The organism is Staphylococcus sp. HMSC34G04, assembly GCF_001838765.1.
Lineage (GTDB): Bacteria > Bacillota > Bacilli > Staphylococcales > Staphylococcaceae > Staphylococcus > Staphylococcus epidermidis.
This window is the reverse complement of record NZ_KV838705.1, coordinates 25799-51342: the sequence shown is the minus strand read 5'-3', so window position 1 is coordinate 51342 and position 25544 is coordinate 25799. Positions and strand designations below refer to the sequence as shown.

At 32.0% G+C, this 25544-nt stretch carries 27 protein-coding genes; 5 read left to right on the top strand and 22 right to left on the bottom strand.

The annotated features are described in order from the left end of the window. The first annotated feature begins 42 nt into the window (after nucleotides 1-42). Together HMPREF3241_RS02460 and HMPREF3241_RS02455 are read left to right on the top strand one after the other, a co-directional pair. Nucleotides 43-324, top strand: coding sequence for a GNAT family N-acetyltransferase (locus HMPREF3241_RS02460; protein ID WP_002484947.1), 282 nt, complete (start codon nucleotides 43-45; stop codon nucleotides 322-324). 261 nt (nucleotides 325-585) lie between these two features. Then, the gene (locus HMPREF3241_RS02455; protein ID WP_070853421.1) at nucleotides 586-1383 is read left to right on the top strand and encodes a VOC family protein; all 798 of its coding nucleotides are present in this window, start codon (nucleotides 586-588) and stop codon (nucleotides 1381-1383) included. A 324-nt stretch (nucleotides 1384-1707) separates the two neighbouring features. Here HMPREF3241_RS02455 and HMPREF3241_RS02450 read toward each other — a convergent pair whose 3' ends face one another. The 3 genes from HMPREF3241_RS02450 to HMPREF3241_RS02440 form a co-directional block, all read right to left on the bottom strand. After that, a complete protein-coding gene (locus HMPREF3241_RS02450; RefSeq protein ID WP_002458205.1) occupies nucleotides 1708-2013 on the bottom strand; it encodes a TM2 domain-containing protein in 306 nt (101 codons plus the stop codon). 200 nt (nucleotides 2014-2213) lie between these two features. Beyond that, nucleotides 2214-3707 carry an aldehyde dehydrogenase family protein gene (locus HMPREF3241_RS02445; RefSeq protein ID WP_002447113.1) on the bottom strand — a complete coding sequence of 498 codons (1494 nt, stop codon included), beginning with the start codon at nucleotides 3705-3707 and terminating at the stop codon, nucleotides 2214-2216. 379 nt (nucleotides 3708-4086) lie between these two features. Continuing rightward, nucleotides 4087-4749, bottom strand: a complete 663-nt coding sequence (locus HMPREF3241_RS02440; RefSeq protein WP_002447111.1) for an NAD(P)H-dependent oxidoreductase — start codon at nucleotides 4747-4749, stop codon at nucleotides 4087-4089. A 245-nt stretch (nucleotides 4750-4994) separates the two neighbouring features. On the opposite strand from HMPREF3241_RS02440, the gene HMPREF3241_RS02435 reads away from it, so the two are divergent. Then, nucleotides 4995-5987, top strand: a complete 993-nt coding sequence (locus tag HMPREF3241_RS02435) for a D-lactate dehydrogenase (RefSeq protein ID WP_002447110.1) — start codon at nucleotides 4995-4997, stop codon at nucleotides 5985-5987. A gap of 184 nt (nucleotides 5988-6171) precedes the next feature. Here the strand turns inward: HMPREF3241_RS02435 and HMPREF3241_RS02430 are convergent, their stop codons facing one another. Beyond that, nucleotides 6172-6981: a Cof-type HAD-IIB family hydrolase gene (locus HMPREF3241_RS02430; RefSeq protein ID WP_002447109.1), complete on the bottom strand. Its 810-nt coding sequence runs from the start codon at nucleotides 6979-6981 to the stop codon at nucleotides 6172-6174. Between the two features lie 343 nt (nucleotides 6982-7324). Then, complete coding sequence (gene srtA / locus HMPREF3241_RS02425) at nucleotides 7325-7936, bottom strand: class A sortase SrtA (protein WP_002447108.1); 612 nt, start codon at nucleotides 7934-7936, stop codon at nucleotides 7325-7327. A gap of 172 nt (nucleotides 7937-8108) precedes the next feature. Here srtA and HMPREF3241_RS02420 point away from each other — a divergent pair, with 172 nt between their 5' ends. Continuing rightward, nucleotides 8109-8603: a GNAT family N-acetyltransferase gene (locus HMPREF3241_RS02420; RefSeq protein WP_002447107.1), complete on the top strand. Its 495-nt coding sequence runs from the start codon at nucleotides 8109-8111 to the stop codon at nucleotides 8601-8603. Between the two features lie 62 nt (nucleotides 8604-8665). Here the strand turns inward: HMPREF3241_RS02420 and HMPREF3241_RS12660 are convergent, their stop codons facing one another. The 14 genes from HMPREF3241_RS12660 to pgsB all read right to left on the bottom strand — a co-directional run bounded on the left by HMPREF3241_RS12660 (nucleotide 8666) and on the right by pgsB (nucleotide 22173). Further along, complete coding sequence (locus HMPREF3241_RS12660) at nucleotides 8666-8842, bottom strand: hypothetical protein (protein WP_002447106.1); 177 nt, start codon at nucleotides 8840-8842, stop codon at nucleotides 8666-8668. A gap of 197 nt (nucleotides 8843-9039) precedes the next feature. Continuing rightward, nucleotides 9040-9939 (bottom strand): L-serine ammonia-lyase, iron-sulfur-dependent, subunit alpha, encoded by a 900-nt coding sequence (sdaAA, locus tag HMPREF3241_RS02415; protein ID WP_001832363.1) that lies wholly within the window; start codon nucleotides 9937-9939, stop codon nucleotides 9040-9042. A 12-nt stretch (nucleotides 9940-9951) separates the two neighbouring features. Next, a complete protein-coding gene (gene sdaAB, locus HMPREF3241_RS02410) occupies nucleotides 9952-10632 on the bottom strand; it encodes an L-serine ammonia-lyase, iron-sulfur-dependent subunit beta (RefSeq protein WP_002458212.1) in 681 nt (226 codons plus the stop codon). 2 nt (nucleotides 10633-10634) lie between these two features. Further along, nucleotides 10635-11678: a PTS sugar transporter subunit IIC gene (locus HMPREF3241_RS02405; protein WP_001832326.1), complete on the bottom strand. Its 1044-nt coding sequence runs from the start codon at nucleotides 11676-11678 to the stop codon at nucleotides 10635-10637. Between the two features lie 652 nt (nucleotides 11679-12330). Further along, a complete protein-coding gene (locus tag HMPREF3241_RS02400) occupies nucleotides 12331-13116 on the bottom strand; it encodes a hypothetical protein (protein WP_002438128.1) in 786 nt (261 codons plus the stop codon). 273 nt (nucleotides 13117-13389) lie between these two features. Then, nucleotides 13390-14880, bottom strand: a complete 1491-nt coding sequence (xylB, locus tag HMPREF3241_RS02395) for a xylulokinase (protein WP_083324154.1) — start codon at nucleotides 14878-14880, stop codon at nucleotides 13390-13392. A 290-nt stretch (nucleotides 14881-15170) separates the two neighbouring features. Next, on the bottom strand, nucleotides 15171-16094 hold the full coding sequence (rbsK, locus tag HMPREF3241_RS02390) for a ribokinase (protein ID WP_002496335.1): 924 nt from the start codon (nucleotides 16092-16094) through the stop codon (nucleotides 15171-15173). A gap of 53 nt (nucleotides 16095-16147) precedes the next feature. Next, nucleotides 16148-16552, bottom strand: coding sequence for a D-ribose pyranase (rbsD, locus tag HMPREF3241_RS02385; protein WP_002447103.1), 405 nt, complete (start codon nucleotides 16550-16552; stop codon nucleotides 16148-16150). Nucleotides 16553-16573: 21 nt separating this feature from the next. Beyond that, nucleotides 16574-17455: a ribose/proton symporter RbsU gene (gene rbsU / locus HMPREF3241_RS02380; RefSeq protein WP_002447102.1), complete on the bottom strand. Its 882-nt coding sequence runs from the start codon at nucleotides 17453-17455 to the stop codon at nucleotides 16574-16576. Nucleotides 17456-17706: 251 nt separating this feature from the next. After that, on the bottom strand, nucleotides 17707-19311 hold the full coding sequence (locus HMPREF3241_RS02375) for a gamma-glutamyltransferase (protein WP_002447101.1): 1605 nt from the start codon (nucleotides 19309-19311) through the stop codon (nucleotides 17707-17709). A 2-nt stretch (nucleotides 19312-19313) separates the two neighbouring features. After that, a complete protein-coding gene (locus tag HMPREF3241_RS02370) occupies nucleotides 19314-19475 on the bottom strand; it encodes a hypothetical protein (RefSeq protein ID WP_001832373.1) in 162 nt (53 codons plus the stop codon). After that, a complete protein-coding gene (locus HMPREF3241_RS02365; RefSeq protein ID WP_002490689.1) occupies nucleotides 19465-20538 on the bottom strand; it encodes a CapA family protein in 1074 nt (357 codons plus the stop codon). The genes HMPREF3241_RS02370 and HMPREF3241_RS02365 overlap by 11 nt, the downstream gene beginning before the upstream one ends. A 23-nt stretch (nucleotides 20539-20561) precedes the next feature. Beyond that, nucleotides 20562-21014 (bottom strand): poly-gamma-glutamate biosynthesis protein PgsC, encoded by a 453-nt coding sequence (gene pgsC, locus HMPREF3241_RS02360; protein ID WP_001832320.1) that lies wholly within the window; start codon nucleotides 21012-21014, stop codon nucleotides 20562-20564. A gap of 1 nt (nucleotide 21015) precedes the next feature. Beyond that, nucleotides 21016-22173, bottom strand: a complete 1158-nt coding sequence (gene pgsB, locus HMPREF3241_RS02355) for a poly-gamma-glutamate synthase PgsB (RefSeq protein WP_002490674.1) — start codon at nucleotides 22171-22173, stop codon at nucleotides 21016-21018. A 450-nt stretch (nucleotides 22174-22623) separates the two neighbouring features. Between pgsB and HMPREF3241_RS02350 the strand changes: the two genes are divergently transcribed. Beyond that, nucleotides 22624-22941: a hypothetical protein gene (locus tag HMPREF3241_RS02350; RefSeq protein ID WP_002438118.1), complete on the top strand. Its 318-nt coding sequence runs from the start codon at nucleotides 22624-22626 to the stop codon at nucleotides 22939-22941. A gap of 71 nt (nucleotides 22942-23012) precedes the next feature. Here HMPREF3241_RS02350 and HMPREF3241_RS02345 read toward each other — a convergent pair whose 3' ends face one another. The 3 genes from HMPREF3241_RS02345 to HMPREF3241_RS02335 all read right to left on the bottom strand — a co-directional run bounded on the left by HMPREF3241_RS02345 (nucleotide 23013) and on the right by HMPREF3241_RS02335 (nucleotide 25434). After that, the gene (locus tag HMPREF3241_RS02345) at nucleotides 23013-23993 is read right to left on the bottom strand and encodes an alpha/beta hydrolase fold domain-containing protein (RefSeq protein ID WP_070853420.1); all 981 of its coding nucleotides are present in this window, start codon (nucleotides 23991-23993) and stop codon (nucleotides 23013-23015) included. A gap of 82 nt (nucleotides 23994-24075) precedes the next feature. Then, nucleotides 24076-24924: a YitT family protein gene (locus HMPREF3241_RS02340; protein ID WP_002458221.1), complete on the bottom strand. Its 849-nt coding sequence runs from the start codon at nucleotides 24922-24924 to the stop codon at nucleotides 24076-24078. Between the two features lie 183 nt (nucleotides 24925-25107). Then, the gene (locus tag HMPREF3241_RS02335) at nucleotides 25108-25434 is read right to left on the bottom strand and encodes a thioredoxin family protein (protein ID WP_002458222.1); all 327 of its coding nucleotides are present in this window, start codon (nucleotides 25432-25434) and stop codon (nucleotides 25108-25110) included. Nucleotides 25435-25544 lie beyond the last annotated feature (110 nt).

Sequence of the window (25544 nt, the reverse complement as noted above, 5' to 3'; positions counted from 1 at the left end):
TGATAAATATAACTATATACTATTTTAAAGGAGTGAACGTCGATGGCTGCAGAAATTAAACAAGGCGATCATAAATTCTATGTAGGTGATGACGAAAATAACCCAAAAGCTGTTATTACATTTAAAGAGGTTGATAACAATGAGATAGACATAGATCATACTGGAGTTTCTGATGAACTCGGTGGACAAGGTCTAGGTAAAAAATTAGTTAATCGTGTTGTTGAACATGCACGAGAAAACAATCTAAAAATTATCGCTTCTTGTCCATTCGCAAAAAACGTATTAGAAAAAGATGATCATGCACAAGATGTTTATTTAGGATAGTTTATGTGAATGTACTCATATCAATTTGAGATATACGTCGTTCGCTTATTTCACCGAAAATTTATAGCAGTTGACTAAATATGCAATACGTTTATCAAATGGGCACACATATAGTTAACTATGTAAGGGTAGGACTAATTTCAAAATAATTTAGTTCTACTCTTTTATTTAGATTTTATATTAGTTCAATATATTAGCTATTTTAGTATCTTTTAAGTATATTAATTATACTTATTTTAAAATTGAAAGGAACACGAAACGATGACAAATTTTCATTCTATAGATGCTACACAAGTAACAAACGTCACTTTAAATGTTAAAGATTTAAATAAATTAACTGATTTCTATTCTAATGTATTAGGTTTTTCTATTGAAAAACAAACGAATCAACAGACCGTATTCAACATCGGAAATCTTGGTTATACTTTAACTTTAAACGAACTCAACAACGGTCGACAACCCGAATTTAGAGAAGCAGGTTTATTCCATGTTGCTTATCTTTTACCGACTCGTAGCGATTTAGCAGACTTCCTTTATCATGCTAACAATCACAACATCGCAATGGGTGGCGGAGATCACCTTGTCAGTGAAGCGCTATATTTCGCTGATCCTGAAGGTAATGGTATTGAAGTCTATCATGATCGTCCTTCAGAAGACTGGGTATGGCGAGACGGTTTTGTCAAAATGGATACATTGAAAGTTGATGTCAATGATTTAATGGCTCAACGCTCAAACGAAGGTTGGCAAGGTTGGCCGGAAGAAGGAAAAATCGGCCATTTACATCTCAAAACCCACAATTTAGAATCAGCTTATGAATTTTATGTTGAAAAGCTAGGGTTCGAACATATATCTAATTTCCCACAAGCACTATTTATGTCTACTCAAAAGTATCATCATCATATAGCTACAAATACTTGGCAGTCAAATAAGATTAGAACTCAAAATGAACAAACTTATGGTTTATGTCACTTTGACATATATCAACCTAATGCAAATAGTAGTCATGTTACTTCACCTGAAGGCTTTGACATTACAATTCATGGTAACAAAACAAAATAACGATGATAACTTACCGTAGTTGATACACACCTTATTTTGAATAAGTTATCCAAGTTACCGACAACTTGCTTTGCCCTGGGAATTTTTCGGTGAAATTCTCTTTGTTGGAGCCTCGAACCTCAACTTTTCTAATCCATTGAATTCCAACATATACTTCGTCTTTATGGGGTTTGTTGAAAGTGTTTGATATAAGGTAGATGTAATTTCTAGTGTTTTGTCTATATATTAAGAAAACCTGAGACAAGATTGATGTGTACTATACCTCACAATGTTAGAATTTAGTCTAACTTTACGTTGCACTCAATGTCTCAGGTTTTTATAATTTTATTTATTTTTCATTAATTTTACTTCGCTTAATGCTTGCTGACGTATTCTTTCTTCATCTTCTCTAACCCAGTTTGGAATTAAAAAAGCATCAATAATAGCCCAAATTAATGTAGGAATTCCAAAAGTAAACCAAACAGTTAATAATGTTAAGACTAATAATCCAACTCCACTTCCTACTTTACCATGATAAAATCTATGTGCTCCAAATCCTCCTAAAAAGAACCAAAGTACATAAGATACAGCAGTAGATTTTCCACGATTCGTTACTTGTTGTTCAATATAACTCTTTTCTTCTAAATTCATAAAATCCCTCACAACATTTTCATATTTAAAATTATTGTACCATACAAAATATAAAAACAAATATTAATTTATTATTTTTCACCAGATAAATAAATTTTTGTGTAATACTCAAAAATATTTTCTGCTTTTAATTGAAGTAAAATTTCAACAAAAAACAGGATGCACGCATACGCATGCATCCTGTAAAGTGCCTCTTTTTATTAATATAAACCTTTAGTTTGGTTGCTTGTATCAATAAAGATATTTTTAACTTGTTGATAGTTTTTGATAGCATCTTTATATACTTCGCGCCCAATACCTGATTTTTTATATCCTCCGAATGGCGCACCTGCAGGAATTTGATTATAAGTGTTAATCCAAATACGACCTGTTCTCATAGCTTTAGCTACATTTAATGCACGATTTAAATTTGTAGTAAAGATACCTCCAGCTAAACCATACTCAGAATCATTTGCAATTTCGATAGCTTCTTGCTCATCATCGAATTTTTCAACTACTACAACTGGACCAAAGATTTCTTCTTGAGCAAGTTGATGTTTATTATCGTTAATCTCAATAATTGTAGGCTCAAAGAAGTAACCTTTGTCTAAGCCGTTGTCTGTGATTCGATGACCACCAGTTAAGATGTTAGCTTTGTCATCTTCTTCAGCAATTTTTATATAACTTTCAATTTTATCTAATTGTTCTGGTCCAGTTTGCGCACTCATTTTAGTATCTTCATCAAATGGATCGCCAACTTTAATATTTTCAAATGCTTCTTTCAATTTTGGCAATAATTCATCGTAAATAGATGATTGTACTAATAATCTTGAACCTGCACTACATACTTCACCTTGGTTAAATAATATACCAAGTTGAACACCTTCAATCACTTGCTCTAAATTAGCGTCATCAAAGATAATATTAGCACTTTTACCACCTAATTCTAATGTTGTAGGAACGATACGTTCAGCACCTGCTTGTGCTACACCGTAACCCACGTCAGTAGAACCTGTAAATGATAATTTGTCTACACCTTCATGATGGAAAATAGCGTCTCCTGATTCAGACCCTTTACCAGTTAAGACATTAACTACTCCTTTAGGAAGAACTTCTTGGAAAATTTTAGCAAGTTCAATTAATGATAAAGGCGTAGATGATGATGGTTGAATTACTACTGTATTACCTGCTGCTAAAGCTGGTCCTAATTTCCATGATGCTAATAAAATTGGGAAGTTCCATGCTACTACTGCACCAACAACTCCAACAGGTTCATTAACAACTAAACTCATTGTATTTTGATCAATTTCATTAACTGAACCTTCGTCAGTTGTTAAAACGCTAGCAAAATACTTAAATTGATTGGCTGCTTGTGGTACATCAATTGTTGATGTTTCACGATAGGGTTTACCATTTTGCAGTGATTCAACTGTCGCTAAATGTTCAGTTTTCTCATGAATACGTCGACTAATTTCTAATAGATAATCTGCACGTTCTTCTTTAGAAATCTTACTCCAACTATCAAATGCATCATGAGCTGCCTGAACAGCTTTATCCACATCTTTTTTACCAGCGCGTGCAACTTTAGCTAAATCTTCACCATTAGCTGGATTAGAAACAGTTAATGTTTCCCCACTATCACTAGCTTGGAATTCATTGTTAATAAACAAGCCGTAACTTTCATCTATATAATTTCTTACATTAATATTTGTCATTAAAACCCATCCTTTTTTAGTGATATTTGAAGTAATCGCTTATCCCTAATAAAATGTAAGCGTTTACTCAATGTAACACTTATTTTAACCTCTTTTGTAAATAATGCAAAATTATCTGTTTGCATCATCAATAAAAGTGACTATGTTTGTGTTGTACCCGCTTCGAGTTTTATTATTCAACGTATAAAAATTTTATTATATTCAACAAAACAATCTGAGGCTTCAAGTAGAAGTCTCAGGTTGTTTATATATTAATTATTGATAACTCACTCAATTTTAAATTCATATAATCGTACTTGATTAAAGTTCTCACTATCAGGAGTAAACTATAGTATTTAACATAAACCTATGCTATACCTTGTGGTTTCATAAAATTTCTTTATTCAATCCAACTAATGATGTCGTCTTCATTTTGTCTAACTTTGCCATGTTTAGGCTCTTGTGCTCTGTAACCAAAGCCTACCATAACTGAAATACCAAATTGTTCTGTATCTAAAACACCCTCATCAGAAAGAATTTCAGTCACTTTGTCTAAATCAAATCCTTCAATTGGACATGAGTCGATACCTAGTAATGCAGCACTTGTCATCATGTTTGCTAACGCAATATATGTTTGTTTACTCGCCCAATCATACAATGTTCGTTCATTATCGGCGATATGGAAACTTTCTTGGAAATCATCAAATTTATTTTCAACAGCTGGAATTGTACTTTCTTCATATTTTTTAACACCACGAAGTAAATGTTGCACGTATTCTGTATGAGCCGTCACATTCTTACGGGCAAAAATTAATACAAAGTGACTTGCTGTATCAAGTTGCTTTTGTGCTCCCCAACTATAGGCTTTCAATTTTTCTCTCAATTCTTTATTTTGAACCACTACAAAGTGCCAAGGTTCTAAACCTAGTGAACTTGGAGATAATCTACCTGTTTCTAAAATCGTATTAAAATCTTCATCACTAATTTTTTTCGCAGGGTCAAATTCTTTTGTCGCATGTCTAAAATGGAATGCATCAACAATCGTTTGATTCATTTGATTCATCATCATACCTTCCTCTCTTTACTTCTGTTGATACAAATTATATACGACCTCAAAGTGTAACTAAAGTAATTGATTTCTAATCTCTTCAGCTCACTTATATAGTTAGTATAATTTAGAAATTTAAAAGACCTATGAAATAACTTGTTTAGTGAATTAAATCACATATAATAAAAAAATCATAAGTACTGACTTGTGAATGTTTTTACTATTCATTAATTCTAAATTTTAGAAATGAGGTAATTTTAATGACAAAAATTATGTTTTTCGGTACAAGAGCATATGAAAAGGACATGGCATTACGTTGGGGAAAGGAAAATAATATCGATGTTACTACATCAACAGAACTTTTAAGTGTAGATACAGTCGATCAATTAAAAGATTATGACGGTGTGACAACAATGCAGTTCGGTAAATTAGAACCTGAAGTTTACCCTAAATTAGAGTCTTATGGTATTAAACAAATTGCACAACGTACGGCTGGATTTGATATGTATGACTTAGAACTTGCAAAAAAACATGGAATTATTATCTCGAATATACCTAGTTATTCACCTGAAACAATTGCTGAATATTCGGTATCTATCGCTCTGCAGCTCGTACGAAAATTCCCAACAATTGAAAAACGTGTGCAAGCACATAATTTCACGTGGGCGTCCCCTATTATGTCTCGTCCAGTAAAAAACATGACCGTAGCAATCATCGGTACAGGACGTATTGGTGCTGCAACAGGTAAAATCTATGCTGGTTTTGGTGCGAAAGTAGTTGGTTATGATGCATACCCTAATCATTCTTTATCTTTCTTAGAATATAAAGAAACAATAGAGGATGCAATTAAAGATGCTGATATTATCTCATTACATGTACCCGCTAATAAAGATAGTTTCCATTTATTTGATAACAATATGTTTAAAAAAGTTAAAAAAGGTGCCGTTTTAGTTAATGCTGCAAGAGGAGCTGTGATTAACACGCCTGATTTAATTGAAGCAGTAAATAATGGTACATTATCAGGTGCTGCCATTGACACATATGAAAATGAAGCTAATTATTTCACCTTTGATTGGTCAAATCAAACGATTGATGACCCAATATTATTAGACCTAATTAGAAATGAAAATATTTTAGTTACACCTCATATTGCCTTTTTCTCTGATGAAGCAGTACAAAATTTAGTCGAGGGTGGTTTGAATGCTGCATTATCAGTAATTAATACTGGCACATGTGATACACGATTAAACTAATACGAATAAAGTCAGTAATCACTGTAATCAAGATATTATTTATCATTATTTCGATTTACTTACCCTATATCATTACATTATCACTTGGTATTAATGTGAATAAAATAAAAAACATTTTACTTTTCTAATAAAAAAATGGTTAAGCGTCTGTACATGTTAATGTTTCAGACATTTAACCATTTTATTATTTATTAGAATAACCGAGAACAACATTTTCGATTGTTGATAGTACGCCTTGTTCATCATTGGAAGGTGCCACATGACTCGCTATATTAAATAATGATTGATCTTCACTATTAGCCATGACATAACTATGTTCGGCGAGTTCCAACATATCTTTATCGTTATTTGCATCTCCAAATGCCATTAAATGTGAAGCAGACATTTGCCATTCTTTTAATAATCTAGACAAAGCTTGACCCTTAGTCATATTTGGCATAATAACATCTATACTATCTCTTCCACTTGATACTAGTTTAATATCATCTTTAAACTTAAGAGCTAATTTCTCATCTAAGTCTGGATGAGTTTGACGATTAATATTGAAAGCAATTTTTACATAATCATCGTCAGGTAATGTTTGTAAGGAGTCAATCTCTATGAGTTGGTGATAATATGTACGTGCATCTTGCTTAAATGCTTCGCTTGTCTCTTTTAAAATATATGCACTTTTTACGCCACAAATAATCAAATTGTTTATCTTTTGATTCAAATTTAAATAATTTACAACTTTTTGAAAAATATACTGATCAAAACTTCGATAATTATAAAGTTGATTCCCTTTATAGATGACTGCTCCATTTTCAGATATAAAGAACATTTCCCTATCTCCAAAAATTGATTTTAGCTTTGCAAATTGATTCCCACTCGCAGCTATAAATTTGATATTTTTATCTATTAATTCTTTAAAAATAGTTTCAAAACGATTTCTATCAAACTGTTTATTTGAGTCAAGAAATGTTCCATCCATATCTACCGCAATGGCTTTAATCATCGTTAAGCCCCCTATCTATAGATTAAAATTCATAATCATTATATAGCTGTTGGATTTGGGATTGAAGCAATATCAAATATAGTGAAAACATATTCATATATTGAAATTGTTTTCAACATAAAAAATAATTACCTTTGTCATTCACACTATCGCTTAATATATAAGATAAATCTCTAATTTACATTTATATAACTTGAATCGACATATTAAAAAGAGCCAAGGACAATCACTTTGTCCTTAACTCTCTAATCAATAAGTTATTAAAATTCATTTTAACAAAGCTTCTTCTCGAAGCAGAACATAATTCATACAGTTTATTACGTATCTTTCACTTATAAGAATATTAGTTAATTTGTGTAGCTATGAATATTTTCCTTGTTTCCCAAACACCCGTTTCTTCATTATAGTCATCACAAGTAATTAATGTTAATTGATTTTTCTTATTAGGATGTTCGTCTAATACCTTAACCTCTGTAGGTTTAACATCACGTATTTTAGTTATTTTATACTTTCTAGTTTGATTTCCAGTTTTAAAATACACTTTACTACCGATTTTTGCTGATTTTAAATTTGTAAATTGATAGTGCGGACGATCAGTAAACGTATGACCAGCAATTGAAATGTTCTGTTGATTAAGAGATTCGTCACCTTCTGCAAAACTTACACCTCTATTGAGTTGTTCTGGCGTTGCTGGACCAGGGTATACAGGTTCTTTTATTTGCGCATCTGGAACTTCTATATAACCAGCCATTTTAGATTTATCGGAAGGTATCTTTGGCGTCGATTTAGATGTCTTTGTCTGTTCTTTTTCCTTTTTATCATAATTTTCAATTTTATGATCGTTATCTTTTTCATGAAGATAATTATCGATATATGGCTTTGAGAATAAATAAATAGCTAAAATGATTAACAATACGCCTATTAAGGTGATTAATCTATTCATCCACTGCTTCATTTATGTTACTCCTTTATATTTATTTCGCAAATTATATAATTTTAGTTTAGTATAGCATTAAATTAAAAATTCAACATTACATGATGTGATATCTGAACTAGATGAGAATGCCTGAAGATGATGCATTGTCTATTGAATAAAAATAATAATTTTAAAGATTTGAGGGATTGAGATGATTAGATTTGCACGACTAGAGGATCTTCAAGATATTTTGACAATTTATAATGATGCTATCCTTAATACAACAGCTGTTTATACGTATAAGCCACAACAATTAGATGAACGTCTTCAATGGTATCAATCTAAAGCAAAAATAAACGAACCTATATGGGTTTATGAAAAAAAAGGGAAAGTGGTTGGTTTTGCCACTTATGGTTCCTTTAGACAATGGCCGGCCTATTTATATACTATTGAACATTCAATATATGTTCATCAACAGTACAGAGGACTAGGTATCGCTTCTCAATTATTAGAGAATTTAATTCATTACGCTAAAGAACAAGGTTATCGCACCATTGTTGCCGGGATTGATGCATCGAACATGGACAGTATCGCATTACATAAGAAGTTTGACTTCTCACATGCAGGTACAATTAAAAATGTAGGTTATAAGTTTAATCGATGGCTCGATTTATCATTTTATCAATATGATTTATCCGATTCATAAGAAAGTGTGGAGTTATTATTAAATAAGTTAATCCAAAAAGATACTCTTTATTTTTTATTTCTTCAGTCTTCTTTTTTATCTTCAATAACAAAACGAATGTAATAGAATATAAAAACAATTATCATGCTCAATGATAATGATTTAAATAGCAAGTTGGGCCATGTTCCCTCGATGGTCCATAAATAAGTTATCGTCGTGTTAATGATGAATGCGATGAAGATCAAAAATAATCTCAGCATTTCATCAACCCCTTTTTAGCTATTTTATGTTGTTGTCAGAAAATTTGCAATATATAAAACGCCTATAATCATATGATTATAGGCGTTCTTAATATAAGAACTTTATCTTTTATAATTTTTTCTTTATTTTTAACATCTTTTACTACTAAAAATGCTCAAGCTTTATAATTTATAAAGCCTGAGCATTTAAATCTTAATTATTTATTTTTAACCATGTTGTCTGCTTCGCCGAATATTTTACGTTTGATTTCTTCGCCAGTAGGTGTACCTGCTAAACCACCTAAACCTGTTTCTCTTAATGATGCAGGTAAATTACGACCTACTCTATCCATAGCACCTATGACTTCATCTACTGGAATTTGACTTTCAACTCCAGCTAGTGCAAGGTCTGCAGATATTAATGCATTTCCTGAACCAATAGCATTACGCATTACACATGGAATTTCAACTAAACCAGCAACTGGATCGCAAACTAAGCCTAATAAGTTACTAATTGCCAATGCCATGGCATGTCCTGATTGTTCAGGTGACCCGTTAAAAATTGATACTGCAGCAGCTGCAGCCATTGCAGATGCCGAACCCACTTCGGCTTGACAACCACCAGTTGCACCGGCAACGCTCGCGTTGTTTGCAACTACTCGCCCGAATAAAGCTGATGTGAATAGAAAATCTATCATTTGATCTTCAGTGATATTATGAGTTTTTTCTAATTTAAATATTACGCCGGGAATCGTTCCCGAGGAACCAGCTGTCGGAGTAGCACAAATAATACCCATTGCTGCATTAACTTCGTTCGTTGCAACTGCACCTTTGACTGCATCAATCATTTCATGACCTGATAATGCATGATTATTCTCGTTGTAATCTCTAAGTTTAGCAGCGTCATGTCCTGTATAACCTGTCACACTTTCTACACCGTCGCCAGTCGTACCTTTTTCAACCGCCTCACGCATAACGTTTAAGTTTTGTCTCATTAAATCACGCACTTCTTCGCGAGATTTACCTTCTCTTTCCATTTCATCATTAATCATCATATCAGCAAAACTGATGTTATTTTCAACTGAATAATCTATTGTCTCTCTAATTGAATCAAACATGTTAATCCCCCTCTATTTGATATAGGAAACGTTTAAATCACTATGTTTATCTTTAATAATATTTAATGCTGATTCTGAGATTGCTTTATTTAAAGGAAATACAACTAAACCTTCATTATCATTTGTTTTTATTAATTCTTCACCTAGGTCTAAGTTCATATCTGATAAATCATTAATAAGATGATTTATTTTAGCTTTATTCATATTTCCATCTATAACTAACATTGGAAGCCCATGATTCAGTTCCACATCTAAACCATTTACATTGATACCTTTTAGTTTGATTGTACCGCCACCAATAGAAATACCTATCACTTCTATATAACGTCCGTCTTTCGTATTTGCTTTGATATAAGCACAGTTAGGATGTTGACCAATACTTTCTCCTTCATCTTCAATAATATCAATTGTAATATTTTCATCTTTTGCTATGTCTAAGGATGATTTAATTCTACTATCGAAAGTGCTGTAGCCCATAGCACCTCCGACAATAGCAACGTCTGTACCATGCCCTTGATGCGTTTTAGCAAAAGATTCATAATAACGAATTTCTATATGCTTAGGCATATCTCCTAACACAGCTCTCGCTGAATTACCAATTTTTACTGCACCTGCTGTATGAGAACTTGAAGGTCCCATCATTACTGGTCCAATAATATCGAAAGCACTTTGATAATCATAGCTTTTAGCCATCATTAAACACTCTCCTTAACTTGGTTTTTTCTACGTGGTAACTTGAATCCGACATTCATCAAGTTAAATTTATTAATAATAGCACTAATAACGTACGCTAATATCACACTTGCAATTGCTACTGCGATAATTGTAATTGTAGATCTTACAGCATCGTTAAAGCCATAAAGTACAATAGCACCTGCTATAGGTGTTGCCATACCTTTAATATCAATAATTAGTCCACTGTATGTGACAATACAAGCATTTACAACACCAATAATGGCATTCGCACCAAACAGTTGTAGCGGATATTTGGCAATTAAGTCAATTTGAGTTAACGGCTCTACAAATACCGCGAAGGCATTACCTTTATTACCAATTTTTAATTTGCTAAATAAGATTCCATTAACAAAAGATGCTCCTGTACATGTTAACGCACCAATTGCCATTGGAATACCAGTTAAACCTAATAAACTTGTAAGTACCATTGAGCTTAATGGCGTCATACCAGTTACAGGAATAACAAGTCCTAAAATGACTGCTAATGCATATGGGTTGTTATCACCTACTGAAGTGATTGCACTACCAATTTGTTTAAGTACTGCAATAACCCCTGGAGAAATTAAGTTTGCAAGACCAAATGTAACTGCTGGAGCCAATAAAATAACAACAATTAAATCTAGTCCCTCTGGAACTTTTTTCTCAACAAACTTGATTCCAAATGCAACAACATACGCTGCGATAAACGCAGGTAATAATTTTGAGTCATGTAATACTAAACCTACAATGACTGCAAATACTGGAGACACTTCTAACTTTAGACAAGTTAATATACCAACAGCTATACCACTTAAACTCCCTGCTAAATCACCAATTTCTTGGAAAAATTTAACATGGAATACGCCACCAATTGCGTAACTTAAGAACGCCTGTGGTAAAAACGTGGCACAAGCAGCCCCTGATAAAGCTTGTAAACCTTGTTTACCATATGGCGCAAAATTTAAGAAAAGCGTCATGATAATAAGAACAAGTACTAAAGTCCCTACTCCTAAAATAATATCCATTTCCCCAAAACCTTCTTTCTTTATTTTTAGGCCATAGTTATCGTACACCCTAAAGAAAGCGATTTCAACAATTTATTGAACACAATTAAGTCTATATTGTGAATTAATTCACAAAACTGTTTTAATAGTATTTCTAAAGCATTTATATACACGAATTTTATATTTTAAGATGGTTTCAAATTACTTTTTTTAGTCAATTGGTTTTATTTATCTACTTTAAATACTGTAAAAGTAAAATGTTAATCACAATAATTCAATATTTTGTCAATGCATAACTAAGATGACTCCATGTATTCTAACGCTAAAAGTCATATTTGTAAAAAATTAGTCACAATTAAAAAAGGAGCGGAACTGAATTCATCTAAGAATTTTATGTCCCGCTCTATCGCTCTTATTGACTGAGTTTATAAAAAACTTAATGAACCAAAAATTTCATTTCAATCAATGATTGCGAAAAGATTGAGAATCTACACGTAATTTTATGGTATAGATTCTAAGCAATATGAATGTTTATGTTAAATAATGTGTTTTAATGACTTAATATCAAATAAATGAAACGAATTTTATCATACTTTAACCTTCTTATAACTTACCTTTCGTACCTTTTATGGTGGTGCTCGACATCTCACTATCAAATGTTTTAAGTGTCCATTTAATCTTTTGTATGGCATTGCGAGTAAAAATAATATTGACTCAATGAATATTCTTGTCTCGCGAGATGTTCAGGTAATTGAAATATAAGTAAAAAAAGCTTTTGTATATGGAAAATAAGATCATTCAAAGACGGTATCATGAAGGTATTTGAGATTTCGAGATATTGGAAATCTCTATGCCATGCGTGGATGCTATATTGTAATGGATATAAATGGTCTTGCTGTTCGTGATAGTTTAAATCGACCTTTATGATATAGTTTGGTAGTTTTATTTCGAAAGAATTATTCTTTAGAGAAACAGGAACTTGGCATTTGGTAATTTCGTTGATTAATTTTTGTAATAGACAAATTAAAATATCATTGTCTTTGTCAGAGCTTTGAGGTGGTGTAATTTCTTTACGAATAGAATGCTGATCTAAGGGGAATTTGAGTTTTAAACAATGTAATTGAGGCCGTAACTTTAGACTTTTCATTCTAGAATAAGCACTCAAAATTAAATGTATTTGCTGACGTGGATAAAAATGCAGGAAACTTAATTGTTCATTATTAATTGGGGTCGGAATTTCATCCTTTAAATGAATATAACAATTGTCTACGCGATTCTTAGGCTTCATAATTTTACTTCCTCGCAATGTTTTTCGAAGTTGATGAATCGGTGGAATAGATATTTGATGCTCTTCAATTATCATTAATAAGTTATAATAATCTATTTCATTCAAGTAGGCAAACGTTCTTGGTGTAACATATTGTAACTTTTCATATAATTCTTGTTTTGAAATAAACATAGTATCATCCTCTCGATGCTTATATAGTCTTGAGTGCTCAAATCTTAAAAATGATATCTATATTAAACGTATAATTTAAATCAATGTCAATATTCATTTTAATAATTAAATTTTTACTTATCATTTTTAGTTGACAGTTTTTCAATTTTTGAACTTTTCTACGACGAAATTGTATGTACTGTTGATAAATATAATTATTTTTTCATTTTCTTATAATTGACTATAATAAAAAGACTCATCGCCATTAAAAGTGAGCGATAAGTCTTTAATATTTTAATTCGTTATCGTTAACAAATCAGCAGTAAGCTGTTTCGTTTGTTTATATATAGCTTCATAAACTGAATAGTATTGTTCATAAAGGTCATGATTTTCATTATTCGGCTCAAACACCTCGTCTACTTTAATAAATGCCTCTACACAAGACTCAATTGTTTTAAACCATCCTAGACCGTATGCCGCTAAAATTGCCGCTCCCATGCTTGGTCCTTCTTCATGCTTCAACCTTTTTATTTGTACATTAAAAATATCAGCTTGAAGTTGTAACCAAAATCTACTCTTAGCACCACCACCGATTGAAGTGATAGAGTTCATTTCATGACCAGCTCGTCTCATAATCTTTATAGAATCATATAAAGAATACGTTATGCCTTCGATTACTGATCTCGCAAAGTCAGCTTTAGTATGTTGCCCACTGATACCTATAAAACTTCCACGTATTTGAGCATCACCATGTGGCGTACGTTCTCCAGCTAAGTAAGGTGTAAATAGTAGTCCATTGGCACCTATCTTTGAAGATGCAGCTAAATTTAAAATCTCTTCAAAAGATTCATTTTCAAAAAAAGTTTGTTTTAACCAGTTTAAACTATAGCCTGCTGCCAACGTTACTCCCATTGCGTAATAAGTGTCTGGAACACTATGATTAAATAAGTGTAAATTACTATCATATGAAGTCACACGTTGGTATTCAACATTTAATACAACACCTGAAGTACCTATGCTACATAATGCACTTTTATCATGGATGACACCAGCACCAATTGCACCACATGCATTATCGCCACCCCCAGCATATACAGCAACATCACTAGATAATCCTAATTCATTAGCCAGTGATTCAGTCACATTTCCAACATATGAATGTGATTGTACTAAGGGTGCGTAGATATCACCAATGTTAAATGTATCTCCAACATCTCTTGTCCATTCACAATTCTCAGGATTGAATAATAATGTACTACATGCATCACTATATTCCATATGAATTGTCTGAGTTAAGCAATAACGTAAATAATCTTTAGGCAACATAAAAACATCAACTCGACTCCAAATTTCAGGTTCATGTTGTTGTACCCATAACATTTTGGGAAGTGTAAATCCTTCTAATATCGGATTATAATTCAATCTTTCACCATATATATTTTCAATTTGTCTGCATTGTATTGAATTTCTAGTATCATTCCATAAAATCGCTTTTCTCAAAGGAATGCCGTTATCATCAACTATGACCAACCCATGCATTTGACCAGAAAAAGAAATCCCCTTTACTATCTTATCTGACATTTCTGTTGATTGAATTAATTCTTTTATCCCTTTCTTAGTAGCCTCAAACCATTCATTAGGGTCTTGTTCGCTATAACCAGGATGCTCTTGGTATAATTTTAATGTTTCACTTACTGATTCAATGACATTTCCTAATTGATCAACAGCAATAATTTTTATTGCGCTTGTGCCTAAATCAATTCCTAGAACTACTTCTTTCACCATCGTTCACCCTTTGTTTAAAATGTTAATTAATTATAAATATATTATAAATAGTTAGACTGAGAATTAAAACTTAAAATTAAAAAGTATCCATTACACAAAATAAGGGCGTGGAGAAGAATTCGTGTTAAATTTCGTCCTCGTCGTGCAACTGGCTTAATCTGTTCGATCTTTCTATAATTCCTTTTAATTGAGCCTTTGATATTATTTAAAAAGTTATAAAATTTAAAGATTCCCTCTTTATAAGTGAAGAAAGTCTGCGACATTATTTCATGTCACAGACTCTCATTTCATTAATTATATTCTGCCTCTACTTCTTTCCGTGTTGGTATAGAAGCTTGTGCTCCTTTTCGTTGTACTGTTAGAGACGACGCTTGATTTGCAAGTCGAATAGCCGATTCTAAATTGCTCAAATCTTTATTTAACTCACTTAAAAAAGCACCTATAAATGTATCTCCTGCTGCTGTCGTATCTACTGCTTTTACATTACAAGCAGGAATCATTTTGTATTGTTCTTGATATGCACTATACGTGCCTTGCTCCCCTAAAGTAATTAATACTGCAGATATACCTAAATCGAGAAAATATGTTGCTGTTTCTTTCATATCACTTTCATTATTGATTGAAATACCTGTTAATAATTCTGCTTCTGTTTCATTTGGAATAATTATATCAGTTAACTCTAAAAGTGACTTAGGCAATTCAATTGCTGGTGCAGGATTTAATACAGTAGTGATATTTTGCTTACGAGCAATTTTAAATGCTTGTTCTATCGCCTCAAATGGAACTTCAAGCTGCGCTACAACAAAGTCTGCACCAATAAACGCTTCTGCACTCATCTCAACATCAGTTGCACTTAATGTCATATTCGCACCACCGTAAACAAGAATCGTATTTTGTCCTGCTTCATCAACAGTGATAAATGCTTGCCCAGTTTCTTCACTTTCTGACGTTAAAATATATTGTGTATGAATACCTGCTTTTTTGAAATCTTCCAATATAAAGTTGGCATTGCCATCTTTACCAATTTTACTGATAAATGTTGTATCTGCTGCTAATCTACTAGCTGCTATGGCTTGATTGGCTCCCTTGCCCCCACCAAACTCCTTTTGAGCTTGATTAATATGTAACGTCTCACCAGGTTTTGGAAACCTTTTAACATTAAGAAATTTATCTACATTTGTTGATCCAATTACAATCACTTTATTTTTATTCATTTCAACTTCACCTACTTTATCTTTTTAAAAGCACAATCACATGACTATTAAACTTAAAAAGTCACATTAGATTCTAGGATAATGTTAGAAAAAGGGGTGATTTCACCAGTTCGTATATTCCCTTTATTTAAAGGGGATTTTAACATTTCTTTCATCTCAGAATGCGCAATAAATTTAATTTCTACGTCATCATTGATTAATTTCTTAATTGCTTTTAATTGCTGTGCATTCGTAGTTTTAATTTCTTCTGCTAAATATACTTTTTGTATTTCCATTTCAGTTAACACTGTCTCCAACACATCAATAAAACGTGGCAATGACTTAGTCACTGCTAAATCTATACGTCTGTCATCATTAGGTATAGGCATACCTGCATCATTAATCGTTAATAACTCATAGTGACCTAGTGTGGAGATTGCGCTTGAAATGTGACTATTTAATACTGCTGTTTTCTTCATCTTATTCTTCCCTTCTTAATATTATTTAATAAACACTGTGATTGATGCTGCAACTAAAATAAGAACTAATCCCACAATTGTAATCATTAATTCTTTTGATGTTTTTTTCTGATTTAAGAAAAAAATGCCTGTTAGCGTTGCTAATACTACAGATGTTTGAGATAGAACAAATCCTGTTGCTAAACCATTCATATTAGGTTGTGCTGAAATTAAATAAGTTAAAGCAGCAAATGCAAAGAAAAATCCGGATATTATTTGTTGCCAACTTACTTTCTCTTTAAAAGCATTACCTTTAGACATATTCATCAACGCATAGATAACAGCCACAATGACCATCCCTATAGCTTGAGGTAAAAATGCTTTAAAACCACCAATATCCGTTGCTTGAGGTGCAGCAGAATATATCCAATAGCCAATTTCACCTACAAGTAATAAGAGCACTGCACTTCTTAGATTTTTACTATATTCTTGTTGTTTTGTTTCAGTCCATACAGTCATACGTGCACCTATAAGAATTACGAGTAAAGCTAGAAATCCAATGATTTTGTTTGTTATACCTGGCCAGTTGCCAAGCGCAAAAACGCCCCATAATGATGCACCAAGTAATTGAAATGCAGTAGTAATTGGCATCGCTCTTGATGAACCTACTAATTCGAACGCTTTAAAAGTAATAATTTGACCAAATGCCCATCCTGCACCTGATATGAGCGAAAATACTAATGCCATACCTCCTGGTAAACCGATACCTTTAAATAGTGCTAGAACAATTGCGAAAATCAAAGTACCAACAGTAGCGCCAAAGATTTGATTGACTGGACGTCCACCAAACTTAGAAGCAATCGTTGGAAATAATCCCCAACCTAATAGTGGCCCTAATCCGATTAAAATAGCTATAAAGTCCATAAGACACCTCTATATATTTCATTTTTTTATGTAAATCTTCCACTCAATCATCATACTACTTCTTTTATTTATTGTATACGCTTACACTCTTTGTCAAAAAATTGTCTTAAATTATATTCATATTTGAGTTATTTTTGTCGTTAAACTTGAAAGCAAATAAATATATATAGTTTGTAATTTAATACACACAAAAAAGCACCTTAAATGTTTTCGTTACTCATTTAAGGTGCTTTTTAAATTAAATATTTATTTTAACGGTTACCTACATCATGACCGACATCTACAGTATTTTTATCTTTATCATAAACAGCACCTTGGACACTGCCAAAGTTTGGATCATTATGCTTTTCTTCAACACCATAACCAAGACTTTTAAAGATATTTATATCTTCATCAGTCATAGCATTTTCGTAAAATATCGTGCCGCCGTCATTATAAAATCTTGGTTTATTAATAGATTCTTGTAATGAACCATCACTGTTTAAATAATCGACAATCACTTCATTAAGAATTGTTGGAATTTTGTTCCCACCTGGTGTACCAATGCCCATATAGAAATTAGGGCCAACAATTACTGACGGAGAAATAAATGATCTAGGCGCCTTGTGAGGTTCACCGTGGTTTGGGCTTAATTTATCCTTACTAAAGTCGCCTAAAGAGTTATTCATATAGAAGCCCTCTTTCATATAGTCTCCTGTCCCGAAGTAACTAGATAGTGTATTAGTCGTACTTGCTAATTTACCATTCTTATCAATAATTACAAAATGGGTTGTACTTGTATTATCCGTTCTAATTTGATTAAAATCACTGCCATTATCTGTGTTTTCACCAATATTAACTTTGTTAAGTTCACCAAGTAAATAATCATCAGTCAGATGTTGTTCATTACTAGGCTCATTGCCATTAACTATGTCCCTATTCTTATACATGACATCACGTGATTTAATCATTGCTGTGATAAAATTATTGCGATCCATATTGTCTACGTTTTCTTTTTCATCAATTTTCAATCCTTGAAGCATTAATGTGCCACCTAAAGGATTAGGTGCTGAATACACTTGATTATTCTTATAATCAGTACTTACCGCTTCTTTTTCTTCTGTTTTAAATTCTTTGAAATCTCTTTCAGTTAATTTATTATCTAATTGTTTTGAGACACTCTTACCAATATCTTCATAGAAGTAATCAGGACCTTTATCTTTGATTTTAGTTAATGTATTAGCGAGTTTATCTTGTTTTACAATATCTCCTTCGCGAACACTTTTATTTCCTTTATAGAATGGTGAGTTGTGATCAATATCACGACCGTATAATTTTAAACTTCTTTCTAGTTCTGAATCTACCTCAAAACCATCTTTAGCAAGCGGAATGACGTAATCTAAAATCTTTTTCTCATCCATTTTTCCTTCTTTCACGTGCATATCATGTAATCCTCTCACTAAGCCAGGAACTCCAATTTTGTCTCCTTCTTTATATTCATATGAGGACATCGTTTTATATTCATAAGCTTTAGGTGTTTCATTCTCTTTACCATTATATGTAAGTGTCGCACCGCCACCTCCTAGTCCTGATGAATGAGGTTCTGTCACTGCAAGTGCATAAGAAACACCTATTGCCGCATCAACCGCATTTCCACCATCTTCAATAATCTTATTTCCGACTTTCGTAGCTATTTTATTATTAGATGCGACACCATAATTCTTAGGTTTACCTGCTTGTTTATGATTTGTAATTTTGTTTTCATACAATTTATCTTTGTCCACTTTTTTCTCTGTTGTATAAAAATAGAAGAGGAACGAAATGATAATTGTTATAACTAAAATGACAGATAATGTCACTTTATTATATATATTCATAATTAGCTTGCCCCTTTTGAAAGATATTGCTGTTCACCATTATTTAATTCATGTTGCTCATAATTATCTAAACCTTCATTTGCTCTAGCGAAAGTAACTAATAAAAAGATAACAACGACAAGAATGACTACAACAATTGGTAACCAATGCTTTTTAATATTCAAAAGTATATCCTCCATTTTGATCAGACTTTAAATCAATTGATTTATCTTTAATGTTATTTTTGAATCGAATATGATCCATTTTGTTCATATTATCTTTAGAGATTTTTCCATCTTTTGATTGTATTGGTGTGATATGGAACTGATTATGCGAACCTTTCCAGTCTTGTTGTACAATCATTCCTTTCTGATTTTTTGATAAGAAGTTATCAGACGTTGTGTTACCTAAACTATAAAAAATAGGCGTTCGCTTATAATTTTCAACTTTTTGAATTACTGTATTATGACCAATAATGACATCTGCACCAGCATTCGCTAACGCATGCGCATATTCTTTTTGACGTGTAGTCACATTTCGTTCATTAGGTATCCCCCAATCTACATTGACTACGACGTAATCATTATTTTCCTTTAATTTTTTTATTAAAGGATAAAATATATCTGGATCTAAACTGATTGACGTTGTGTTTTTTAAAGAGTTAGTATAGTTAGATTCGATATCGGTAAATGAAACATTAGCTATTTTTTTACCTTTAATGTCTTGTTGTACAGTTTTACTATTAATTGGATTTGAACCATTACCTGTTAAAAAATTATAACCTGCTTGGGAATCTATTTTTCTCATCATTGCTGTCGCTTGAATATTATCCATAGATTCATTGATTAAGTTAACACTTTTTACATTATGCTTGCGTAGAAACATGATATTTTCAATATTTTTATTTATGTTATCTTTTTGCTTTTTTGAAAAATCATTTACTATTAATGAACCTGTTGAAAAATCACTATGATCTAGAGTATCTTGAATACCTTTAAAAACATCATTCAAGTTAGTTTGTCGAATATGTTTATTTAAAGTGACGTTACCTAAATATGTGAGACGAATGCTATCCTTGTCTCTAGCATCACTTTTTACAGGTTCTACTTTTATTGAATTAACAGCAAATATGAGTAGAACTAACGCTACTAAAAGTACAATTGCCGTGTAAAGTGTATTTTTCCTTTTATGTCTTTTAGATTGTTTAAGCAACCACTCACTAGGCGATAAACGTTTTTTCTTTGTCATTAATACGCGCTCCTTGTTCGTGATTAATTAATAAAACTATATAAAAATAAGATGATATATGTAATACATGTTAATAACATTGTTGTTGAAAGTGTAATGACTACACCTTGTTTTTGAATTGTATTCGCAATAATACCAGGAATGACAACGCCTATACCTGAAACTTCAACCATTTCAAATGGGGTCAATGGGTACAAGAGATCAAATATAAATTTAATCACCATTCCTGTCAGTATCATGGCAGCGAATTTTCTTCTACCATATAAAATAACCCACTTACTAATACCGTTACTTACGATAAAATAAGTTAAGCAACTAATGATTAATACTGATAACAACATAATCGGTTGATCAAAAATCAAAGCTAAATAACCTGGAACGACTAACCCTGCTGGATTAATCCCAAATTTCTCAGCAAATATCAAACTGAGTACGACACCTACGAATAAGGAGAAATATAATTCTGAACCTATCATTTTATTCTATCCCTTCTATGAATTCCGCTATTCTACCACCCGGGCCGTGGATGTTTCCTACACAAAATACAAGTGCATTCTCAGCTTCATGTAGAATACCTTTTTCAATCTCTACAAAGTCTCGTCCTTCATAATTGATATATGTTTTTTCTGGCATTGTTTCCATGAACTGTGTCACCATTTGTGTACTTTTTCCTGTACAAATGAGAACATCGTAATCAACTTCACCTAAAAAGTTATCAACAAAGAGTTGTGTTCTATCAACCCTGTCTGAACGACAATTGAGAATGATTATTTTCTTATCGTATGGATAATTATATGATTCCACTTTATTCAAAATCGCTTTTGTAGACTGCGGTTCATTAGCAGCGAATGCATTAACAAATACATTTTTTGTGCGATTTGCATGGAAATATTTAATTCTAACAGCACCTGGATCGGCTGGTGCATTTAACATGCCTTGTAATGCAGTTTCTTCGTCTACACCAACTGCTTGCGCTATTCCTAACACAATAGCTACATTATCAGGAAATACTAAATAATCGAACTTCCGTAAATATGATTCTGGTATGACATCTTTATCTACAACAATGAGTTCTGAATTACGTTTTTTAGCTTCCTTTGCAAAGAAACTAGTATAGTCATCTTTCATTACAACTAATTTCCCGTTATATGGAATTGTTGCAGTAAATGCTTGCGCTACATCTTTAAGTGTCGGTCCTAAGACATCCATATGGTCTTCCATCACATTAACAATTACACCGATATTTGCTTTTACTAAATCATTTTGAAAGGTAATTTGATAATCTGGATTTACAGCCATACACTCATTAACTAGGGCATTTGCTTTTTGTTTAACCACCTTACGAATAATATCTCGTTGCTCTCCAATGTTGGCGCCTTGTGGTTTTCTGATTACTGGATATTCCTTTTCAGTAAACCAATAAAGCATTCGTGCATCTGTTCCTGTTGTCTTACCAATAACTCTATACTGGTCCTCACGTAGAACACTATAAGCCATCCGAGTAATCGTAGATTTCCCACGAATTCCATTTATGTTAATACGTAATGGAATTTTTTCAAGTCGATTTGCATGACGCTTCTTCTCTTTAATTCCTAGCCAGAGAATAAGCGCAACACACGCTATAATGAGTAACAATCTGCTTTACCTCTCTTTTCTTATGTATGTAAATCATGATACCTATAAATCTTTTTAATATTAAATTGTAAATTTTAAAGATAGTTTTAAAAACTTAAATCGTCACATCTAAATTAACTTAGAATTGTTAATTTAATATTTATGAAAATTTTAAGAAATACGTTACAAAATCACTTAATCTTTTGCTAGTAGTAGACTATCATTTCGATATTGATTCAGTTTTAAAAAGTTTAAATCAATGTTATGTTAACGTAAATTTATGTAAATCCATACGACAACACCAATATATTTGTGAATATAAATTAAATTTTACAGAATTAAATTACGTTAATTTCATTAACTATAGCTTATCATAGATGAGTTATAATAACTTTACTTTTTATTTACATTAGATTAAAACAATGATGTTACATTAAATATGAAAGATACTACGACCTTAGGAGGACAGGTATGGAGAAGTCAGTTAAACTTGCTGTTGGAATCTATCTCGCAATTATTTTAATTATCTGCAGTAGTTACCTCGCATTTATACTTATTGGAAGCTTAAATGGTAAAGACATGAGTAATTCTGTTCTAGATACTGATCACTCTCGTATCAATAATACTTCAAGAAACAGTGACGAAGATGTTACGTCATCAAATAATGAGTCAAACAACACAAAAGCGCACTCATATGCAAACTCTGAATATAAAGCTGTGAACATAAACGAAGCATTTAAAAATAATAAGCAAATTAAAAAAGCGAATTCGAGTTATCAATACTATTGATAACAAGAGTTCGCTTTATTTTTGGGAATACATAATTTTAACTTATCATTAAGTATCCACATCTCATTTGATTATAACTCTTTTGTGACAATGATTTTTTTAAGCTGTTCTAAAAAGCGTTGACGCTCTGGGATAGGAAATAAGGAATAAATATGAAATAAATTGTAACCTGGGATAAACTGATGCTTTATTCCTTTATCATTTAACATGTGAGAGAACTTAACTGCATCAGGATATAATGTTTCTTTGGTTCCTACAGTAAGTGTAATATGTCCTAGGCCTTCTAAATCACCATTCATTGGAGACATCTTATAGTCATCTAGTGGTGTATCACCAGCCCATAACTCTACAAGATATTTACTGCCGTCAATACCAAGCATTGGATCTTCTTTTTCATATTTTCTAGATTCTGGATTCTTAAATGTCGCATCAAGCACCGGTGAAATAAGAACAATATGGCCAGGTTGACTAAGTTGCTCTTTTTTTAACATTTGTGCGAAAGCTAATGCAATTTGTCCCCCGGCTGAATCTCCAATAATGACTAAGTTTTCAGGTTTATCAATTTTAGTCAATAATCGCTTATATATTTTTGTTAATAATTCAAATGTCGTACGATAATCTCTGTGTGGTATTTTAGGATATACGGGCATAATCACCCTAGCATCGAGCGCATCAACGAGTAAGTCTAAATATTCAAAATGATTTTCTAGAGGATCTTGGAACCATGCGCCGCCATGTACATATAAGACCGTGCGTTGATCTAATAGACCTTGATCATTAACAACATAGACTAAAGAACCATAATAATCTCTTATTTGAACTTTATGCTTAAATTCATATGTGGTTCCACTATATTTACCTGCAGTTTGATATTTCGTTTCATTCAATGCCTTTTTGGCATCATCTACACTTTCAAATGTCTTTTTCATTCCTGACATTCTAATCATTTTCTCTTGTAAAAAACTTTTATAACTACGCTTTTCTTTCATTTTTGCGAATAAAACTGTACCAAATAATGTCGAACCTATTATAGTAGCAATCTTTTTAAACATGAATGTGCTAACCTCCTCAATCTATAATCATTTTAAACCATCAGCGTCTAAACGTTGAGTAATTGGCTCGATTTATTAAATCTTATTTAATATTAATAAAACCATTACCTAAGACATCACGCACATCATGAATCACTAAAAAGGCATTTTCATCATTGGCATTAACAATCTTTTTTATTGCTCCAACTTGATTTTGGGATACCACGGCATAGAGAACCTCTGTATCACTTTTTTGGTAAGCACCTTTACCACTTAATAAGGTTGCCCCTCTTCCAGTCATTTCATATATATCAGCACTGATTTCTTTATTATATTTTGAAATAACTGTCACAGCTTTTTTAGGATTAAATCCTTCAACAACAAAAGACATAGACTTCTCAACAATAAATAGCATCACAATGGTATATAATACATTCGTTATAGGTAATACAACGATAAATGATAACACGATGATTGCATCTAAAATGAGTAACGCTTGTGACGTTTTTATCTCACTATACTTTGAAATAATACGTGCAATGACAGATGTCCCACCTAATGTACTATGAGCTGTGATGACTAAGCCAGAACCGATTCCCAACATTAAACCTGCAAAAATTGAGTTAATAAAATTATCATGAATACCTAATCCGAATGTGTGCGTTAAATCAAGAAAGATTGAACTTGCGGTGATTGTTATAGCAGTGTAAATCGCTGTCGTTCTACTAAGAAATTTCCAACCTACAATTATTAATATTGCGTTAATGATGAAGGAACTGAGTGCGGGTGAAATACCTAGAGTATAATTCAGAATTAATGAAAGGCCTATAGAACCACCCTCACCTAAATTGCCCGGTATAACAAAACTATTTACTGCGATTGCAATAAGTAATGTTCCTATAAGGCATAAAGATATATTAATCATATGGACTTTATTCTGTTGCTTCTTCATTTTGGCCTCCTTCATCTATTGACTGTTTAATTTAAAACATACGAGATTAATCATAACACGAATGAAGATACAGCCCAATGATTAAAAATACAAAAAAAGAAATGCCTGAAAATCAATAATTATTTTCCAAAGCATTTCTTTACAAATTCGTTATTTGATTTTGATTTATTTTACCCCGGTATCTTAATCAATGGCATTTTGCATCATATACAATTGTTTTTCAAACGATTGCATATCGATAAAACGTGCTTGTCTATGCATTTCTTTCCCATTAAAAAAAATTAAATCAACAGGTACTGTAAAAATAGAAAGTTCTCCGGCAATCTCTTCAACATTAGATTGATTAATCACACCTAATTGTGCTTTCGGATAGTCCTTTAGTAAATCTTGAATTTGGGGTAATACTGCATGACATACTGCACAATTATCTCTCATAATATGAACAACAGCTAAATCATGTACATTTATAAATCGATAAAAATCTTCAATATTTTGTAAATTCTCATACATGATATACACCTACTATCTTTCAAAGATTTAACTCAATCATAAATGATTTAAGTGTAAATGAACAATGTATCGCACTTCACTAATTTAAATACTCTATTTTAATTTCAGAA

Coding starts and splice junctions, on each gene's coding strand:
- sdaAB (WP_002458212.1), bottom strand. CDS start 10,632: ATGGCTAAAAGCTATGATTATCAAAGTGCTTTCGATATTATTGGACCA.
- HMPREF3241_RS02405 (WP_001832326.1), bottom strand. CDS start 11,678: ATGGATATTATTTTAGGAGTAGGGACTTTAGTACTTGTTCTTATTATC.
- srtA (WP_002447108.1), bottom strand. CDS start 7,936: ATGAAGCAGTGGATGAATAGATTAATCACCTTAATAGGCGTATTGTTA.
- HMPREF3241_RS02345 (WP_070853420.1), bottom strand. CDS start 23,993: ATGTTTAAAAAGATTGCTACTATAATAGGTTCGACATTATTTGGTACA.
- xylB (WP_083324154.1), bottom strand. CDS start 14,880: ATGGTGAAAGAAGTAGTTCTAGGAATTGATTTAGGCACAAGCGCAATA.
- rbsK (WP_002496335.1), bottom strand. CDS start 16,094: ATGAATAAAAATAAAGTGATTGTAATTGGATCAACAAATGTAGATAAA.
- HMPREF3241_RS02445 (WP_002447113.1), bottom strand. CDS start 3,707: ATGACAAATATTAATGTAAGAAATTATATAGATGAAAGTTACGGCTTG.
- pgsC (WP_001832320.1), bottom strand. CDS start 21,014: ATGATAGGTTCAGAATTATATTTCTCCTTATTCGTAGGTGTCGTACTC.
- HMPREF3241_RS02400 (WP_002438128.1), bottom strand. CDS start 13,116: ATGTTTATTTCAAAACAAGAATTATATGAAAAGTTACAATATGTTACA.
- HMPREF3241_RS02430 (WP_002447109.1), bottom strand. CDS start 6,981: ATGATTAAAGCCATTGCGGTAGATATGGATGGAACATTTCTTGACTCA.
- HMPREF3241_RS02335 (WP_002458222.1), bottom strand. CDS start 25,434: ATGTATGAGAATTTACAAAATATTGAAGATTTTTATCGATTTATAAAT.
- sdaAA (WP_001832363.1), bottom strand. CDS start 9,939: ATGTTTGATTCAATTAGAGAGACAATAGATTATTCAGTTGAAAATAAC.
- rbsU (WP_002447102.1), bottom strand. CDS start 17,455: ATGGACTTTATAGCTATTTTAATCGGATTAGGGCCACTATTAGGTTGG.
- HMPREF3241_RS02420 (WP_002447107.1), top strand. CDS start 8,109: ATGATTAGATTTGCACGACTAGAGGATCTTCAAGATATTTTGACAATT.
- HMPREF3241_RS12660 (WP_002447106.1), bottom strand. CDS start 8,842: ATGCTGAGATTATTTTTGATCTTCATCGCATTCATCATTAACACGACG.
- HMPREF3241_RS02450 (WP_002458205.1), bottom strand. CDS start 2,013: ATGAATTTAGAAGAAAAGAGTTATATTGAACAACAAGTAACGAATCGT.
- HMPREF3241_RS02435 (WP_002447110.1), top strand. CDS start 4,995: ATGACAAAAATTATGTTTTTCGGTACAAGAGCATATGAAAAGGACATG.
- HMPREF3241_RS02455 (WP_070853421.1), top strand. CDS start 586: ATGACAAATTTTCATTCTATAGATGCTACACAAGTAACAAACGTCACT.
- HMPREF3241_RS02440 (WP_002447111.1), bottom strand. CDS start 4,749: ATGAATCAAATGAATCAAACGATTGTTGATGCATTCCATTTTAGACAT.
- HMPREF3241_RS02375 (WP_002447101.1), bottom strand. CDS start 19,311: ATGAATATATATAATAAAGTGACATTATCTGTCATTTTAGTTATAACA.
- HMPREF3241_RS02460 (WP_002484947.1), top strand. CDS start 43: ATGGCTGCAGAAATTAAACAAGGCGATCATAAATTCTATGTAGGTGAT.
- HMPREF3241_RS02365 (WP_002490689.1), bottom strand. CDS start 20,538: ATGACAAAGAAAAAACGTTTATCGCCTAGTGAGTGGTTGCTTAAACAA.
- HMPREF3241_RS02350 (WP_002438118.1), top strand. CDS start 22,624: ATGGAGAAGTCAGTTAAACTTGCTGTTGGAATCTATCTCGCAATTATT.
- HMPREF3241_RS02340 (WP_002458221.1), bottom strand. CDS start 24,924: ATGAAGAAGCAACAGAATAAAGTCCATATGATTAATATATCTTTATGC.
- rbsD (WP_002447103.1), bottom strand. CDS start 16,552: ATGAAGAAAACAGCAGTATTAAATAGTCACATTTCAAGCGCAATCTCC.